Annotated in this window: 13 protein-coding genes; 6 read left to right on the top strand and 7 right to left on the bottom strand. The window is 62.8% G+C overall.

The genetic code is table 11. The annotated features are described in order from the left end of the window. Nucleotides 1–46: 46 nt before the first annotated feature. Nucleotides 47–559: a DUF2937 family protein gene (locus tag R0J92_RS03535; protein ID WP_317386511.1), complete on the bottom strand. Its 513-nt coding sequence runs from the start codon at nt 557–559 to the stop codon at nt 47–49. A 441-nt stretch (nt 560–1,000) separates the two neighbouring features. Between R0J92_RS03535 and R0J92_RS03530 the strand changes: the two genes are divergently transcribed. Next, entirely contained in the window at nt 1,001–2,272 is a 1,272-nt protein-coding gene (locus R0J92_RS03530; protein WP_411050735.1) for a calcium-binding protein, read from the top strand. 128 nt (nt 2,273–2,400) lie between these two features. Here the strand turns inward: R0J92_RS03530 and R0J92_RS03525 are convergent, their stop codons facing one another. Further along, the gene (locus R0J92_RS03525; protein ID WP_411050734.1) at nt 2,401–3,177 is read right to left on the bottom strand and encodes a hypothetical protein; all 777 of its coding nucleotides are present in this window, start codon (nt 3,175–3,177) and stop codon (nt 2,401–2,403) included. Between the two features lie 115 nt (nt 3,178–3,292). Then, nucleotides 3,293–4,648, bottom strand: a complete 1,356-nt coding sequence (gene proS, locus R0J92_RS03520; protein WP_411050733.1) for a proline--tRNA ligase — start codon at nt 4,646–4,648, stop codon at nt 3,293–3,295. An 872-nt stretch (nt 4,649–5,520) separates the two neighbouring features. Between proS and R0J92_RS03515 the strand changes: the two genes are divergently transcribed. The 4 genes from R0J92_RS03515 to R0J92_RS03500 all read left to right on the top strand — a co-directional run bounded on the left by R0J92_RS03515 (nt 5,521) and on the right by R0J92_RS03500 (nt 11,010). Then, complete coding sequence (locus R0J92_RS03515; protein WP_411050732.1) at nt 5,521–7,266, top strand: ATP-binding protein; 1,746 nt, start codon at nt 5,521–5,523, stop codon at nt 7,264–7,266. A 121-nt stretch (nt 7,267–7,387) separates the two neighbouring features. Next, a complete protein-coding gene (locus R0J92_RS03510) occupies nt 7,388–8,530 on the top strand; it encodes an AI-2E family transporter (protein WP_317386516.1) in 1,143 nt (380 codons plus the stop codon). A 34-nt stretch (nt 8,531–8,564) separates the two neighbouring features. Next, nucleotides 8,565–9,251 carry a DnaA ATPase domain-containing protein gene (locus tag R0J92_RS03505; protein WP_106162826.1) on the top strand — a complete coding sequence of 229 codons (687 nt, stop codon included), beginning with the start codon at nt 8,565–8,567 and terminating at the stop codon, nt 9,249–9,251. A gap of 109 nt (nt 9,252–9,360) precedes the next feature. Then, the gene (locus R0J92_RS03500; RefSeq protein WP_411050731.1) at nt 9,361–11,010 is read left to right on the top strand and encodes a Ppx/GppA family phosphatase; all 1,650 of its coding nucleotides are present in this window, start codon (nt 9,361–9,363) and stop codon (nt 11,008–11,010) included. Nucleotides 11,011–11,262: 252 nt separating this feature from the next. Here the strand turns inward: R0J92_RS03500 and R0J92_RS03495 are convergent, their stop codons facing one another. From R0J92_RS03495 to R0J92_RS03480, 4 genes are all read right to left on the bottom strand, one after another. Then, nucleotides 11,263–11,676 carry a hypothetical protein gene (locus R0J92_RS03495; RefSeq protein ID WP_411050730.1) on the bottom strand — a complete coding sequence of 138 codons (414 nt, stop codon included), beginning with the start codon at nt 11,674–11,676 and terminating at the stop codon, nt 11,263–11,265. A 185-nt stretch (nt 11,677–11,861) separates the two neighbouring features. Then, nucleotides 11,862–12,872, bottom strand: a complete 1,011-nt coding sequence (locus R0J92_RS03490; protein WP_411050729.1) for an endonuclease/exonuclease/phosphatase family protein — start codon at nt 12,870–12,872, stop codon at nt 11,862–11,864. After that, nucleotides 12,853–13,560: a molecular chaperone DjiA gene (locus R0J92_RS03485; protein ID WP_106162830.1), complete on the bottom strand. Its 708-nt coding sequence runs from the start codon at nt 13,558–13,560 to the stop codon at nt 12,853–12,855. Before R0J92_RS03485 ends, R0J92_RS03490 begins: the two co-directional genes overlap by 20 nt. Nucleotides 13,561–13,680: 120 nt before the next feature. Beyond that, nucleotides 13,681–14,292, bottom strand: a complete 612-nt coding sequence (locus tag R0J92_RS03480) for a VOC family protein (protein WP_411050728.1) — start codon at nt 14,290–14,292, stop codon at nt 13,681–13,683. A 276-nt stretch (nt 14,293–14,568) separates the two neighbouring features. Between R0J92_RS03480 and R0J92_RS03475 the strand changes: the two genes are divergently transcribed. Then, nucleotides 14,569–14,988: a VOC family protein gene (locus R0J92_RS03475; RefSeq protein ID WP_411050727.1), complete on the top strand. Its 420-nt coding sequence runs from the start codon at nt 14,569–14,571 to the stop codon at nt 14,986–14,988. The last annotated feature ends 79 nt before the right edge of the window (nt 14,989–15,067 follow it).

Here is a 15,067-nt window from a genome sequence, read left to right as displayed (position 1 = left end):
TCGGGAGCGCGCGTCGCGCAGACCCTAGGGGCGCACGCAGGCACGGTCAAGCAAGCCGGTCGTGGCGGCGCGCGCGGCGGGCAAAGACACGCCGGAGCCCGCGCAACACCGCCCAAAGCAGACCGCCTCCCAGAAGCGCCCCAGCACCCGCCAGCAGCATCGCGTCAAGAGACACCGGAACCGCGGGTTCAAAGGCGCTGAGCGTGGCGCTGGCGATCTCTGTTTCGGCAAAACGCCCCAGATGCAGCGCCCGCTCCACCGGGGCCATCGCCGCCAGCTCATGCAGATCGGAGGACAGACGCGCATATCGGTCGATGGTGGCGGCCATGGTCTCGGCCCGCTGCGCTCCCATCTCGCCACCCTGCGCCAGTTGCACCAGCGCCGCCTGCCGTTCGAGGCCAAGGGCCGCTGCATCCGCGTCAAACTCTGCCACCGTGCGGCGCAACGCATCCACATGGCCGCCGAGCCGCTGCAGATAGGCCTGCGCATAGGCCGGGAACTGCGACAGACCAACGCCCGCGCCCAGACCGCCCAGCAGTGACACCATCCGCGTGATCATATTCGTTGTCCTTCTCTCCGCCCGTCGCCGCACAGGTGCCCCCATGCGCCCGCCGGGTGCACCCCTCAGCATGAGCGCGCTATCAAACCCGCGCAACCCGCCCCTGTGAAGGGGAAAGGGGGGCGCTCCCGCCCCCTTTTGGTGTTTTGCAGTCGCAAAACGCCGAAAAGGCGTTGGGGGTGGCGCCGGGCCTTTGGCCCGGCGCCACCCCCAACCCACAGGGCCCAACCGGATCAGGGCATGTTTCATGCCCGCAAGACGGACGGGAGCCCTGACAGCATGCACCGATACGGAGCGATCTGCAAAAAACAGCGCAAAAACGGCAGGTGCACCAGACAATCGGTATTAAATGCAACTCCTTGGTAAGCTATCAGCCCTCATTCTCCCATAGGTGGAACTAGACCTTTGCCGCATGGATCGCGCCATGAGGAGATTGATATCATGACAGCTATTTTGCCGGGCCAAGACCCCCGGATCGCACAGATTTTTCAGGATATGGCCAGCAACAAACGCACCCTCAAGGATGCCGATGAGGTCGAACAGGCAGGCAAACGCGGCCAGGCGGCCATGCACACCGAATATCAGATGCGAGCAGAGGACGGCATCACCGTCAAGGAAGGCATGGGCGTCGGCGATATCAACCTCACCGCCCAACGCTACCGCCAGCAGGCCGCGGACATGCGCGTCGCCATTGCCAAACTGCGGGACGAGGATCCCGACCACGCAGATTACGCCACCACTGTCGCCATGCAGATCCTCGGGCAAGTCAGCACCGGCGACACGATGGCGGACACGATCCTGATGTCGATCGTGGGCGGTGACGCGACAGATGACACCTTCCTGAGCGCGAAATTCGCCATGCCGGATGCGGTGGGCACCGCAGGCGCGGATGAGGTCTCGGTGGAAACCGAGGGTATGATCTTTGGCGTAAAGACCGGCGACGGTGCCGATGTGGTCTCCCTCAGCGGCGCGCAGGTCTTTGACGTCAGCACCGATGCCACACCCACCATTGCCGTCACGGTTGCCGACACGGAAGGCTCCAAAACCTGGATGAGCACGCAGACCTTTGCCAACAATGACAGGCTGACCATTCAGGCCGAGACTGCGGGGTCCATCAGCACCGGTGGCGGCGATGACAGCCTCCGCATTGATGCGGATAACCTCTACAGTGTCTCCGCCGGAGACGGGAACGACAGGCTGCGGATCTCAGCCGATTATGCGCAGGGCATCAATGCAGGCGCAGGCAATGATATCATCAGCTTACAGGCGACAATTGCCGAACGCATCAGCGGCGGCGACGGGGCCGATGCGATTGATGTCACGGCCGCGCGGGGCTCTGTGGATGGTGGTGAGGGCGACGACCTGATCCGCATCTCCGCAACCGAGGCCGTCACAGTGAGCGGTGGACGTGGCAATGACATGATCGAAGTGCGCAATGGCGGTGGCACCGTCACCCTGTCGCGCAACGATGGGGACGGCGATGATATTGCCATGCTGGCACCTGGGGCAAACCTGACCATCGCCTCTGCCGCGCCCACCAGCATCACCCGCGAAGGTGACAAACTGCTCCTGCGCTATGCCGATGGCGGCAGCCTCACGCTGAGCGGGATTGATCAGGCGGGAGAAATTTCCCTCGCCAATGCCCGCGGCGGTGATCCGGTACCGCTGCAAATCCCGCCGGCAGATGCCAATGGTGTCGATCTGAGGGTCTGACGTTCGGATCTGACAGAGGCCACGGTTGCCGCCCCTTCAGATACCCCCCGGAAGACATGAGTATTGGTAGGCACCCAGTAGGCGCACTCGCGCATCGGGGTGCGCGCCCTTCACCGGCGCTGCGCGTATCACTCAAACAAAGACATCTGATCTGGATGCGGCTGCGTAGGTGTCGCAGGGCTGTCCGCAAGGACTGCATCAACCAACGCGCGGAGATCTCTGGCCAAGTCCGGGCACAGCCCTTGCAGACGCGCGGCCTCCTGCGATGCAAAACTGATTTCGCGCGCGCTCATGTAAAACGAGACATCCTCATCTGCCTCCAAGGTTTCGAGCATCTCTTTGATCGACCAGCCATCGGATAGAAACCCGAGTGCCCGCTCAAAACTCTCGTGCTCGGGATGCTCCCAAGCGGTAATTCCGCGCAAGTAGTGAGCAGCCTGCGCGTGATCGGCGCCCTCGATCAACGTGTTCAACGCGCGGCAAACCTGCACGGCCCATGGTTCGACCCAGACCACCAGAGCCTCAAACAGCGCATCCGCTGGCGGGATCATCGCGGGTGGTATCGAGACATGCCAATGATCCAGATCCGCCCCCGAGAGCGGCAATCCCTCGTAGGCGCAGTAGCTCGCAGGCGCGCGTTTGGCCAGAGCGAGAAGATGGGCGAAAAAATCAAAGAGCGGTGCCACCGCATCCTCATAGTGACCTGCGATCTGCCAGAGCCACGGCAGTGCCGCCCAAGTGGCCGGGTAGAGCGCTTCCTGATGATGGAGGCGATCCCACAGCAACGTGTTGCACAGCTCCGGGTCCCATTGCTCCAGGAGGCTGGAAAGAGGTCCCCGCACATCCTCCACGCCGTAAGCGCCAGGCAAATGGTCCCAAAGCGGATCATCAAGTGAAAGTTGCATCGTGGTAATATCCGAACTGTAATCTCGCCGGACTGTTACACAACATGCGGCATAGGAAAACCCCGCCCAACGAGTCTGTCGGGCGGGGTTCTCAATTCTGTATGTGCCGGTGGCTTCAGAAGCCGCGCGGCGTGGGGTGGTTGGCGTAGATCGCGGCGATCTTTTTCACTGCCTCTTCCGGGCTCAGCTCTTCGCTTTCGCCGCTGCGGCGCGAGGTGAGTTCGACCACGCCGTTCTTCAGGCCGCGCGGGCCGACGGTGATGCGCCATGGCAGACCGATCAGATCCATGGTGGCAAACTTGCCGCCTGCCCGTTCCTTGCGATCATCATAGAGCGGCTCCAGACCAATGCCGGTGAGGGCAGCATAGAGCTGCTCGCAGGCCGCGTCGGCCTCATCGTCGCCCTGCTTGAGATTCACGATCCCGCAGTGGAAGGGCGTCACGCCTTCGGGCCAGATGATGCCCTTGTCGTCGTGGCTGGCCTCGATGATGGCGCCGAGAAGACGCGAGACGCCAATGCCGTGAGAGCCCATATGCACCGGCACGCTGTCGCCCTCGGCGGTCTGCACGGTGGCGCCCAGCGCCTCGGAGTATTTGGTGCCGAAGTAGAAGATCTGGCCGACCTCGATGCCGCGTGCGACGCGGCGACGATCCTCCGGGACCTCGTTGAACAGGGTCTCTTCGTGGGTCTCGTCGGTGCGCGCGTAACGCGAGGTGAACTCCTCCAGCACCGCCTGGCACTCCGCCACGTCATCATAGTTGATCTCGCGGTCGCCGAATTTCAGATCGGTGATCTCGCTGTCATAGAAGACCTCGGATTCGCCGGTCTCGGCCAGCACCAGGAACTCATGGGTGTAGTCGCCACCGATCGGGCCACCATCGGCACGCATCGGGATCGCCTGCAGGCCCATGCGCTCGTAGGTGCGCAGGTAGGTGACCAGATGGCGGTTGTAGGCGTGCAGCGCCGCCTCTTTGGAGAGGTCGAAGTTGTAGCCGTCCTTCATGTAGAATTCACGCCCCCGCATCACGCCAAAGCGCGGCCGGATCTCGTCGCGGAACTTCCACTGGATCTGATACATCGTCAGCGGCAGGTCCTTGTAGCTGGACACATTGGCGCGGAAGACATCGGTGATCAGCTCCTCGGCGGTGGGGGTGAACAACATGTCGCGGTCGTGACGGTCCCGAATGCGCAGCATCTCCTCGCCGTAGGCGTCATAGCGCCCGGACTCGCGCCACAGGTCGGCGGACTGGATGGTGGGCATCAGCATCGGGATGTGCCCTGCGCGCATCTGCTCTTCGTGCACGATGCCTTCGATCTTCTTCAGCACGCGGTAGCCCAGCGGCAGCCAGGTGTAGATCCCCGCCGCGGACTGTTTAATCATGCCGGCGCGCAGCATGTAACGGTGGCTGACGACCTGGGCCTCGGAGGGGGTTTCCTTGAGGACAGGCAGGAAATAGCGGGACAGGCGCATAATGGCTCCATGCGGTGAAAGGTGTTTTGCCCGGTGTAGTGGCTGGAACCCGCGTGGACAAGAGTTGAGATGCCTGCAGGATCTGGCGCCCGCGCTCATCCACAAACCGGATCACACACCGCCCTCCCAATGACCCAATGCACGCAAAGGTAATTTTATTACTCGCCTTCACGCAAAGCCGATATGCGGCGCATCACACCTGCCACAATTGCCCAGTGAAAATTGGCCGATCACAATTGGCCAGCGATACTGGCCCGAAGACAATTGAATACCTCTGCCCGTGTGAATCGGTCAAACCGTGCAAAGCCTCCGCCCATTCGACATCAGCACAGCCCGGTGTCGTGACCTGCACAACGCAGCGAATGATCTGCCGTCTGCGCTTGGCCTCGCTGCAAGATTGGACATCGCAGCATGCAGGTCGATCCGGCTGCAGGGGAGCGGCCCTGACATGCCACGCAAGGCAGTCGGACTACTAAACCCTTAGCAGGCTGTATTCGCGACCTTCGAAACCCCAAAGCGATTCCCCCTCGCCCCCGCTGCGCGCCCCTTCGATCCGGCACGAAACAGCGCGCACTCCCCAGCCCAGCCGGTTGCAGCCCCGGATCGGTTCACAGCCACCGCACAGGAGATTTTGCGTCGACGTCCAACCGCAAACTGTGTAAGCAACGGGCCCGTCAGTGTTTTTGATCGCACCTGTTTCGACCTCGTTGCGAGATGTGGCGCGTGCCCGACAGAAATAGTTTTAATTCGACGCAGTTTTTTGACACATTGTCGCCGAATGCGCGTATTCAACGAATGGAATTTCGGCACTATAGGTTTTCTGCCGCCGAATTTCAGGCCAGTCCTTGTTTAGTTTAAAAGATGTGTTGTTGATGAACCAAGCTGCCAATTTCACCCCCGACTCCTATGATGTGCAACTGCGCGAACTTGGATTGGTGGAAGATGAATACGACGCTGGTTTCGACAATCTCACCGCTTTGGCCGCCCGGGTTCTAAAGGCCCCCACCGCATTGTTTTCGGTGGTGCAGCCCAGCCTTGACCGGCAATTTTTCAAGAGCTGCATCGGCCTTCCCAAGCTGGCGGTCGAACTGCGCCAGACCTCACTGTCCTACTCCTTCTGCCAGTATGTGCAGGCCACCAACCAACCGCTGGTGATCGAAGACAGCCGCAGCGATGCTGAGCTGAGAGACAATGCGGCGGTGGTGGATCTGGGCTTGATTGCCTATCTTGGCGCTCCAATCCATCTGCCGGATGGTGCCCCCATCGGGGCGCTCTGCGTCATCGACACGGTGCCGCGACGCTGGAGCGAAGAGGATCTGGAGACCATTCGGCAGCTCGCGCGCAGTGTTGACGACATGATCGCCCTCCGGCGCGCGCGCGACACGGCTCAGGAAGCGCAGGCTGACGCCCTGCGGGAAGCCGACGCCCGCAAGACCTTTCTGGCGCATATGAGCCACGAGATCCGCACACCGCTGAACGGGATCATCGGCTCCGTCGACCTACTGATGCGCAACGGGTTGGGACCGACGCAGATGCAGAAGGATCAGACAGAGCTGCTGCGCACCGTCAGCCGCTCCGCACAGAGCCTGCAACGCCTGCTGAGCGACGCCCTCGACATCGCCAAGATCGACGCGGGAAAGCTGGAACTCGCCTCCGCGCCCTTTGACCTGCGTGAAGTGGTGGATGACTCGATCCAGCTGTTTTCGGCGCAGGCCCGCGACAAGGGCATCGACCTCAGCCACAGTTTTGCCGGCATCGAAGTGCAGGAACTGCGCTACGGTGATGCATTTCGACTAAGCCAGATCCTCGGCAATCTACTGAGCAATGCGATCAAGTTCACCGATCATGGAGGGGTCAACCTCTGCCTGCGTGGAACGCCGGAGGCATTGTTCATCACCCTGCGTGACAGCGGCTGCGGCATTGCGCCGGAACAGCTGGATCAATTGTTCCAACCCTTCATCCAGGCGGATGCCAGCGTTGCGCGCGAACGGGGCGGCACTGGCCTCGGCATGACGATCGTACAGCAGATGGTGGCGCTGATGGACGGGCGCATCCGAGCTGAAAGCACCCCCGGCGAGGGCACCACATTCCGCATGCGACTGCCGCTGCCTGTGACCCAGGCCCAGCCACAGTCCGCGCATGCCACACCAGCGCTGTATGACTGCGACGACATGCGCACACCTCCCGCAGAGCCGCTTCAGGGCAAGCGCATTCTGATCGCGGATGACAGCCCCAGCAACCGGATGGTCCTGCAAAGGATGCTGGAGAACCTCGGCGCCAGCGTCGACAAGGCCTTTGACGGCAGGGACGCCTTTGCGCGCGCAGTGACCAACCGCTATGACGTAATCCTGCTGGATATACATATGCCCGGTCACAACGGCATTGAAGTGGTGCGCAAATTGCGCGCCCACCCTCGCCATCTTGCACATGCGGCGCTCTGTGTGGCGGTGACCGGAAACACCCGACGCGAACAGGTCACGGCCTATTTCGATGCGGGGTTTGACGCCTGGCTTGGCAAACCACTGCGCCAGTCTGATCTGATCCGGGTCCTGGCCCCACTCATGAAGGACATCCCCGTCCCCGGGCGCTCTCTGACTGACCGCTACGTTGCGGAATGACACAGGCCGCCGCGCAGCAGCGTCCTGTGCACTCGGATCGGCGTAACTCTCTCTTGCAACTGCATGTGCCATGGGCGATCACATAGGCATCGGAAAACAGCCAGAACGAGGATGCCGGATCATGGCACTGCCCGCGCGCAAGCAATTGAAATACTGGGGCGTTGCCGCAGTCCTCTTCGCCGTGGTCATGTGGGCGCTCGGCAATGTGCTGCTGCCCTTCATCCTTGGTGGCGCAATCGCATATATGATCGACCCCCTCGCCGACCGGCTGGAGCGCGCCGGGCTGAGCCGGGAAGGCGCAACCGCGGTGATCACTGTGGCTGCGGTTCTGATTTTCCTGATCATGCTGCTGCTTATCGTGCCCATGCTGGCGAACCAGATGATCGATCTGGTGCAAACCCTGCCTCAGGCCTTGTCCAATCTGCGCGACTTTGCCCAGGACCGCTTCCCGGATCTGTTCGAGGAAAACAGCCGCGTGCGCGAAGCGCTCGCAGGGCTGTGGTCAATCCTGCAGGACAAGAGCATGGGGCTGTTGCAAACTTTTGTCGGCTCGGCCCTGTCCCTGTTGAACGTTGTGGTGCTGATCGTGATCGTGCCGGTGGTATCGGTCTACCTGCTGGTGGACTGGGACCGGATGGTCGCGCGCATCGACGCCTTGCTGCCCCGCGATCACGCACCGGTGGTGCGCCGCCTGGCGCGCGACATCGACAACGTCCTGTCCTCCTTCGTTCGCGGCATGGGCATGGTCTGCGTGATTCTAGGCACCTATTACGCGGTGGCACTGATGCTGGTGGGGCTGAACTTTGGCCTTGCGGTGGGGTTCGTCGCAGGTCTGGTGACCTTCATCCCCTACCTCGGGGCGATCATCGGTGGCGTGCTGGCGATCGGTCTGGCGCTGTTCCAGTTCTGGGGGGCGCTTGAAGGCGCCGATGGCGAGATGATCCGCCAGGGCACCGACTGGATCCGCATCGCGCTGGTCGCGGGCATCTTCATGATCGGCCAGATGGTCGAGGGCAATTTCCTGACCCCGAAACTGGTCGGCAATTCCGTCGGGCTGCACCCGGTGTGGCTCCTGCTGGCGCTGTCGGTCTTTGGTGCGCTGTTCGGCTTCGTCGGCATGTTGATCGCGGTGCCGGTGGCGGCGGTCATCGGGGTGGTTGCACGTTTTGCCGTGGAGCAGTATCTCGACAGTCGACTCTATCAGGGCCAAAGCCATCGGGATGCTGCGACCCTTTCCGTGGACGAGCCGCGCTCCGACATTTGATCCAGACACCAGGCACAGAACAAGCAGACTGACGATGTCCGAACAGCTGAGCTTTGATCTCCCGGCGAAACCGGCGCTGGGGCGGGATGATTTCTTCGTGGCGCCGTCGAACGCGATGGCCGTGGCGCTGATCGACCCCGCCTTTGCCTGGCCCTCGGGCAAACTGGTGCTGAGCGGGCCGAAGGGATCGGGCAAGACCCACCTTGCCCATGTGTGGGCCAAGGAAAGCGGCGCCAGAGTGGTGCCCGCGCAGACCCTGACCGAAGCCGATGTGCCGATGCTGGCAAGCGGCCCCGTCGCCATCGAGGACGTGCCGGAGATCGCCGAGGACGCGCTGGCTCAGAAGGCGCTGTTTCACCTGCACAACATGGTGCTGACCCATGGCCACCGTCTGATGCTGACCGGGCGCCCGGCGCCGAACCTCTGGGGCCTTGGCCTTGCCGATCTGCAAAGCCGGGTGCAGGCCGCCACCCATGCCGCGATGGATGCACCGGATGACGCACTGCTGGCGGTGGTTCTGGCCAAACTGTTCAACGACCGTCAAATCACCCCGAAACCTGACGTGATCCCCTATCTGGTGGGGCGTATGGACCGCAGCTTTGCCGCCGCACAGGCGGTGGTGGATCAGCTCGACCGGCTCGCGCTGGCGGAACAACGCACCCTGAGCCGCGCCCTGGCCATCCGCATGATGGCCAACGACCGAGAGCGTGAAGACGGATGAGACGCCCCGTGACAGGATATCGCCTGCGCCCCGGATCCCGCCGCTGCCGAATTGACCTGATCGCCCTGATAGACCATCCTTCCCACAGCCAAAACGCCCCGGAGTCTGCATGACAATCCAGTCTGACGCCCCGACACACGCCGCCTCGGACATCGCATCCGCCGGGCTGGACAGTCCCGAGGCCCCGCAGCCCGATGCACAGGGCGAGGACTGGGGCCCCTATGGCCGACCGCTGTTTGACGACCCGGACGCGCGCGCACTAAAGCGGGTCGGCGTGGTCGATGTGGGCTCGAACTCAGTGCGCCTGGTGGTGTTTGACGGCGCCGCCCGCAGCCCGGCCTATTTCTACAATGAAAAGATCATGTGCGGCCTCGGCGCAGGCCTGTCCGAAACCGGCAAGCTGAACCCGAAGGGCCGCGCCCGCGCGCTGGCGGCGCTGCAGCGCTTTCAGATGCTGGCGGACGGGTTGCTGCCCTACCCGCTGACCGTGGTGGCCACCGCAGCGGTGCGCGACGCCAGCGACGGGCCGGAATTCTGCGCCGAAGTGGAGGCCGCCACCGGCCTGCGCATCCGGGTCATCACCGGCGCCGAAGAGGCGCGGCTGTCGGCACAGGGCGTGCTCTTGGGCTGGCCCGGCGCCTATGGTCTGATCTGCGACATCGGCGGCTCCTCGATGGAGCTGGCGGAGATCCATGACGGCGAGGTCGGCAAATGCGTGACCTCCAACCTCGGCCCGCTGAAACTGAAGGACATCACCGGCGGACGGCGCGGGCGCAAGAAACACATCGACGAGGTGATGACCGGGCTGCGTGACCAGATGGGCGATCAGCGCGACCGGCTGTTCCTGGTCGGCGGCAGCTGGCGGGCCATCGCCCGCGTCGACATGTTGCGGCGCAACTATCCGCTGACGGTGCAGCATGAATACCGCATGACCGCCAAGGACGTGCGCGAAACCGCGAAATTCATCGAAAAGAACGACCTCGACAAGATCCGCAGCGACTGCGGCATTTCCTCGGCGCGGATGGCCTTGGTTCCTTATGCGGTGGATGTGCTGGCCCGGCTGGTGAAGACCTTCCGCCCCAAGGACATCGCGATTTCGAGCTATGGTATCCGCGAGGGGCTGCTCTATGAACAGATGCCCGAGCGGCTGCGCCAGCGCGACCCGCTGATCGAGGCGGCGCGCTTTGCCGAGGCGAAGGACGCGCGGGTTCCGGGCTTTGGCAAGACGCTCTATACCTTTGTGAAACCCCTGTTTTCCGGCGCGCCTTATGCCAAGTTGCGATTGGTGAAGGCGGCCTGCGTGCTGCATGATGTCAGCTGGCGCGCGCATCCCGATTACCGCGCCGAAGTCTGTTTCGACAATGCCACCCGCGCCAATCTGGGCGGGCTGAAACACTCCGAACGGATCTTTCTCGGCATGGCGCTGCTGCATCGCTATCGCAACAAGCGTCAGGGCACCCATTTCGAGCATCTCTATGATCTGCTGGCCCCGGAAAAGCAGAAAGAGGCAGAGATCCTCGGCAAGGCCATGCGCTTTGGCGCCATGCTGATGGTGGGCGAGGATCAGGACATCGGCAGCCTGCGCTGGCAGCCGCGCAAACGCTTCCTGCATGTGGAATTGCCCGCCGCCAGCGCGCCGCTCTTTGGCGAGGTGGCGCAATCGCGGCTTATGTCGCTGGTCAATGCACTGGAGGCTGAGGTGCGCGTCACTGTGGAAGGCAAGCGCGGCGCGCTGCTGCAAAAGGACTCGCGGGAGTAATCAAGCTCCCCGGACCAGGTCCCTTGCGATTGGGCATCTTCGGATGTGGCGGCAGTTCAGCGCCCCCCGACATACCAATTGTTCGCACGAGTACGAGGCGGTGCTGCCGCCCGTGTGCCGGTTGTGCCATCCCGACTCAGTCGGATCGCAGGAGAAAACGGCGATCTTGTTGTCCTGCGAGGCGCTAAGGTCGCCGACAGAAGAGTGCGCCGCCTAAGAGGCGTGCCACTGGGCGTCCTGTAAAAGCCCCACTTACAACTCGATACTGCCGTCTTCATCCGCCTCTGGCGCCTCTCCCTCCGGCAGCGGCTCCTTGCGACGGATGATGATGTCGCCGTTGGGCAGGATCTCCGGCATCTCGTAGACGCTCCAGTCCTCCACCTGATCGGCAATCTCCGCCAGCGCCGGACCCATCTCGGTCAGGAAACTGCGCATGGAGGGGCCGATTTCGGCAAAGAGACGCGCTGCCTCCTCCAGGGTTGGCTCCATCTCGCGGCGCAGACCCTCGAAGAACAGCTCTGCCCCGCGCTCCATCAGCGACGGCGCGCCATCGCTATCTGGGGTGGTCTGGTCCTGCGCGAGCACCGGCAGTGCGGGCAACATCAGCGCCAACCCCAGAACGCGGGGCAATCGGCGCAGCGAAGAGAACGAGAGAGCATGTGTCATACCTGAAGTATAGCGCGCCTGTGTAACAGGTATAGAGGTCGCGTGGCGCGGTCCCCTCCGTCACGGGCATATGGCAATCTCTTGCCGCACCTCGGCTCACGTCCAACAGCGCCCATCCACACAAAGTCCGGTACTGGATTGGCAGCGCGACTGTGCATCAGACACGGCGGCGCAGGCCTGCGCAGTCACCCGCCCGACGGACGGGTCAGATCCAGATCCAACGTGACGGGAAAGTGGTCCGAAGCCGCCAGCAGGGCCTGGCAGAGATCCGGCGTGCCATAGCATCCGGCATCCTCGAACGGGTGCCAGATGCGCCATTGCGGATCAAACGACATCAGCTCCGGCGACACCATTGCGTAGTCCAGAAGCGCCTGAAAATACCGCTTATCCAGATGGTTATAAAAACGGGCTGATGTGGGTAGCCCCTGCCGATTGGGGCGCAGCAGCTGGCGGGCATGGGGGTCCACCAGCTCGGCCCCCATGATGATTTCCACCGAAGAGCGGCCAAACAGAGCCTCGTAGACATCCAAGCCGGGACCATCGTTCAGATCGCCCATCAGCACCAGCGGCACACCTGCCTGCAGATGATCCTCGATCCGCGCCCGCAGCCAGACTGCCTGTGCCAGCTGCTTGCGCCGGTTGGTGATGGAAATCGCGCGGGCATCCTCGGGCGTCCGTGCGCCATGCGGAGCCTTGGATTTCAGATGCGCGCCGATCAGGCGAAAGGGTAGGCCTGCGCGCGGGGTGATCTGCAGCTCCATCGGCGGTTTGGAAAAGCGCACCAGATCCGCCCTCGCATCCACATCGAGGTCGATCTCAAAACTGCCGTCAAAGCGCGGCGCCTGGGGCGAGGAGACTGGTGCATGGACCGCCTCCAGCACCGCTGCATCATAGAGGAAGGCGATCTCCTGCTGGGTGTCATTGGCAAAGCCCATCACCACGTCACGGGTGCGCAGCCCGGCCCAATTGGCAAAATTTTCCAACGCCCGCAGTGTGTTCTGGTGCTTTCCGCTATTGGGGGCCTCCACCACGACGATGCCATCCGCATTGATCGCCCGCAGCACAGATGCAATCGCGTCGGCCTGCGTCCTGCGGCTGATGCCGTGCCGTCCCGATGGCCCCTCATCAAGCCGCAGCCCGTCCGCGTCATCAAAGAGGTTGGCGAACCATTCAATATTATACGTGCTCAGGCGCATGATCTCGGGCCTGCGCCGTGCCGCTGATATCGTCCCAGGCGCGGTTGATATCGGCCATGCGTTTCTCGGCCAGTCGGATCGCCTCGGGCGGGACACCGCGGGCGATCATCGCATCCGGATGATTGTCACGCACCAGCCGTCGCCAGATGCGCCGGATCTCCTCCAACGGTGTGCCGGGCTGCACGCCAAGCACATCATGGGGATCACGCGGCGCGCCCTCGACAAACCGCGCCCGCAATGACCGGAACTGCGCGTCGGACTGCCCGAAGATCCGGCTCACATCCTCAAGAAACGCATTTTCATTCGGGTGATAAAAGCCATCGGCAATGGCGATATGAAACAAGCCCTCCATCAAATCGCAGAGGGTTCCAGGGTCATCGGCAAACATCGCCCCGATGCGGCGGGCATAATCATCGTAGCCTGCGATGTCCTGTCGCGCGAGGTTGAACACCCGTGCGGCCTGCACCTCGTCCTCGGCTGCGATCTGGAACACATCCCGAAACGCGGCAACCTCGTCGCGGGTCACCTGCCCGTCCGCCTTGGCCATCTTTGCCCCCAAGGCAATCACCGCAATGGTAAAGGCCACCGAGCGTTCCGGCGGCGTGCGCAAGCGGTCGAAAACCTGGCTCAGGCTTTCGCCATTGGCGAGCGCGGAGAGCGCTTCGGTTATGCGAGTCCAAAGTGACATGAGGGAAGTTTACCTGCGAAAGGCGCCGGTGTCAGGCGGGGCATGTCCCTCCTCACGGAGAATTTTCCACGATCGCACAGGATCGCGCCGTTGGCGCGGCGGCCCGTCAGCGCACAACCGTCATGCAAGTGTTCGCACCCCATGCGGTGTGTCGATCTCAGCGCGGATGTCAGCTGGTCCCGCCTCAAACACGACACGCGCATCTGGGAGCGCCAGCATGGCACGCAGCGCGTCCGCCTCCGGGTGGCAGATTATCAGGCGCCGGAGGCCGCAGCCCTGCTGGGTCAGCCGCGTGGCCGGATGCGGCCCCTGCCATTGCATCAACGCAGGACAGCAATTGTCAAAGGGCAGGATCCCGGTTTCGGGCACCGCCATCTGCCAGCTGAGATCGCCGCGTGTCAGCGACACCGGTTGACCGGCATCCACCTTCTGCGCGGCCAACGTGGCCAGCGTGGCGTCCAGATCATCGCAGCGGCAGATCCAGGTGCCAATCCGAGGCGGACCAAAAAACCGGTCAAGGTCGAACCAGCGTGGGCTGCGCTCTGGCGTTGCATCGGGGTCAATGGCGATCGCCTCCAGATACAGCCCGCCCTCAAGGCCAAGCAACGCGTTATGGGTACCGAACACCTGATGCTGCCCACCGGGCTGCAGCGGCACACCTAGCGCCTGCTCCACATGCGCGGTGGCCTCCTCAAGCGTGTCCCCGGCAACGGCGAAGTGATCAAGTTCCATATGCGTATCCTTTGGCAGCCGCGCGTGTTGCGCTCAGTCATTTACCCAAACTTTCCGGGCTGTTGCATAGCGTAACGCCCCAGCCTCAGAAGAAAACCCCATGCCTGCGGTGGCTGTGTCCAGAGGGTCAAAACATCGGGGCATATCTGCTTGATCTCAAGTTAACTTGAGCAATTAAGGTGCGAGTCGCGGGGCATTCCCCACCAGACAACCCGGAGACAGAACATGCACTCAAACTGGTCACCCGACGATTTACTTGGCCTGTATGAAACTCACATGACCGTCCGCGACCTAGATCGGGCGCTGGACTTTTACACCAACAGACTGGGCCTGACGCTGGCGCGTCAACTGCCGGAGCGCAAGGTCGCCTTTCTCTGGGTCGGACCGAAGGAGACCGGCATGCTGGGGCTTTGGGAGGTCGGCAGCGCACCGATGGGATTGCAGCTGCATTTCGCGTTTCGGGCTACCCGGTCGGCGGTTCTGCACAGCTGCCAAACGCTTGCGAAACGCGGGATTACGCCGCTGGGGTTCACAGGCGAACCGGTGCAGGAGCCGGTGGTGCTGGGATGGATGCCAGCGGTGTCGATCTATTTCAAGGATCCGGATGGCCACTCTATCGAGATGCTGAATATGCTCGATGAGGCGCCCGATGCGGCATTCGGCGTGCGCAGCTACTCGGACTGGCAGAACCGCTGAAGCCATCATCACGGGGCACACGACATCACGGAAAACAACGGGCAGGCTCCCGCCCGTCCCGGTGGCATGACACATGCCA

The sequence above is a fragment of the Tritonibacter sp. SIMBA_163 genome, from assembly GCF_046535935.1.
GTDB classification, from domain to species: domain Bacteria; phylum Pseudomonadota; class Alphaproteobacteria; order Rhodobacterales; family Rhodobacteraceae; genus Epibacterium; species Epibacterium scottomollicae.
Note: the sequence above shows the minus strand (reverse complement) of the source record. Positions and strands in the feature narration are given on the sequence as shown.

Bases quoted from the DNA above. Each gene is read 5' to 3' on its own strand.
- R0J92_RS03535 (WP_317386511.1), bottom strand. From the start codon at position 559: ATGATCACGCGGATGGTGTCACTGCTGGGCGGTCTGGGCGCGGGCGTT.
- R0J92_RS03530 (WP_411050735.1), top strand. From the start codon at position 1,001: ATGACAGCTATTTTGCCGGGCCAAGACCCCCGGATCGCACAGATTTTT.
- R0J92_RS03525 (WP_411050734.1), bottom strand. From the start codon at position 3,177: ATGCAACTTTCACTTGATGATCCGCTTTGGGACCATTTGCCTGGCGCT.
- proS (WP_411050733.1), bottom strand. From the start codon at position 4,648: ATGCGCCTGTCCCGCTATTTCCTGCCTGTCCTCAAGGAAACCCCCTCC.
- R0J92_RS03515 (WP_411050732.1), top strand. From the start codon at position 5,521: ATGAACCAAGCTGCCAATTTCACCCCCGACTCCTATGATGTGCAACTG.
- R0J92_RS03510 (WP_317386516.1), top strand. From the start codon at position 7,388: ATGGCACTGCCCGCGCGCAAGCAATTGAAATACTGGGGCGTTGCCGCA.
- R0J92_RS03505 (WP_106162826.1), top strand. From the start codon at position 8,565: ATGTCCGAACAGCTGAGCTTTGATCTCCCGGCGAAACCGGCGCTGGGG.
- R0J92_RS03500 (WP_411050731.1), top strand. From the start codon at position 9,361: ATGACAATCCAGTCTGACGCCCCGACACACGCCGCCTCGGACATCGCA.
- R0J92_RS03495 (WP_411050730.1), bottom strand. From the start codon at position 11,676: ATGACACATGCTCTCTCGTTCTCTTCGCTGCGCCGATTGCCCCGCGTT.
- R0J92_RS03490 (WP_411050729.1), bottom strand. From the start codon at position 12,872: ATGCGCCTGAGCACGTATAATATTGAATGGTTCGCCAACCTCTTTGAT.
- R0J92_RS03485 (WP_106162830.1), bottom strand. From the start codon at position 13,560: ATGTCACTTTGGACTCGCATAACCGAAGCGCTCTCCGCGCTCGCCAAT.
- R0J92_RS03480 (WP_411050728.1), bottom strand. From the start codon at position 14,292: ATGGAACTTGATCACTTCGCCGTTGCCGGGGACACGCTTGAGGAGGCC.
- R0J92_RS03475 (WP_411050727.1), top strand. From the start codon at position 14,569: ATGACCGTCCGCGACCTAGATCGGGCGCTGGACTTTTACACCAACAGA.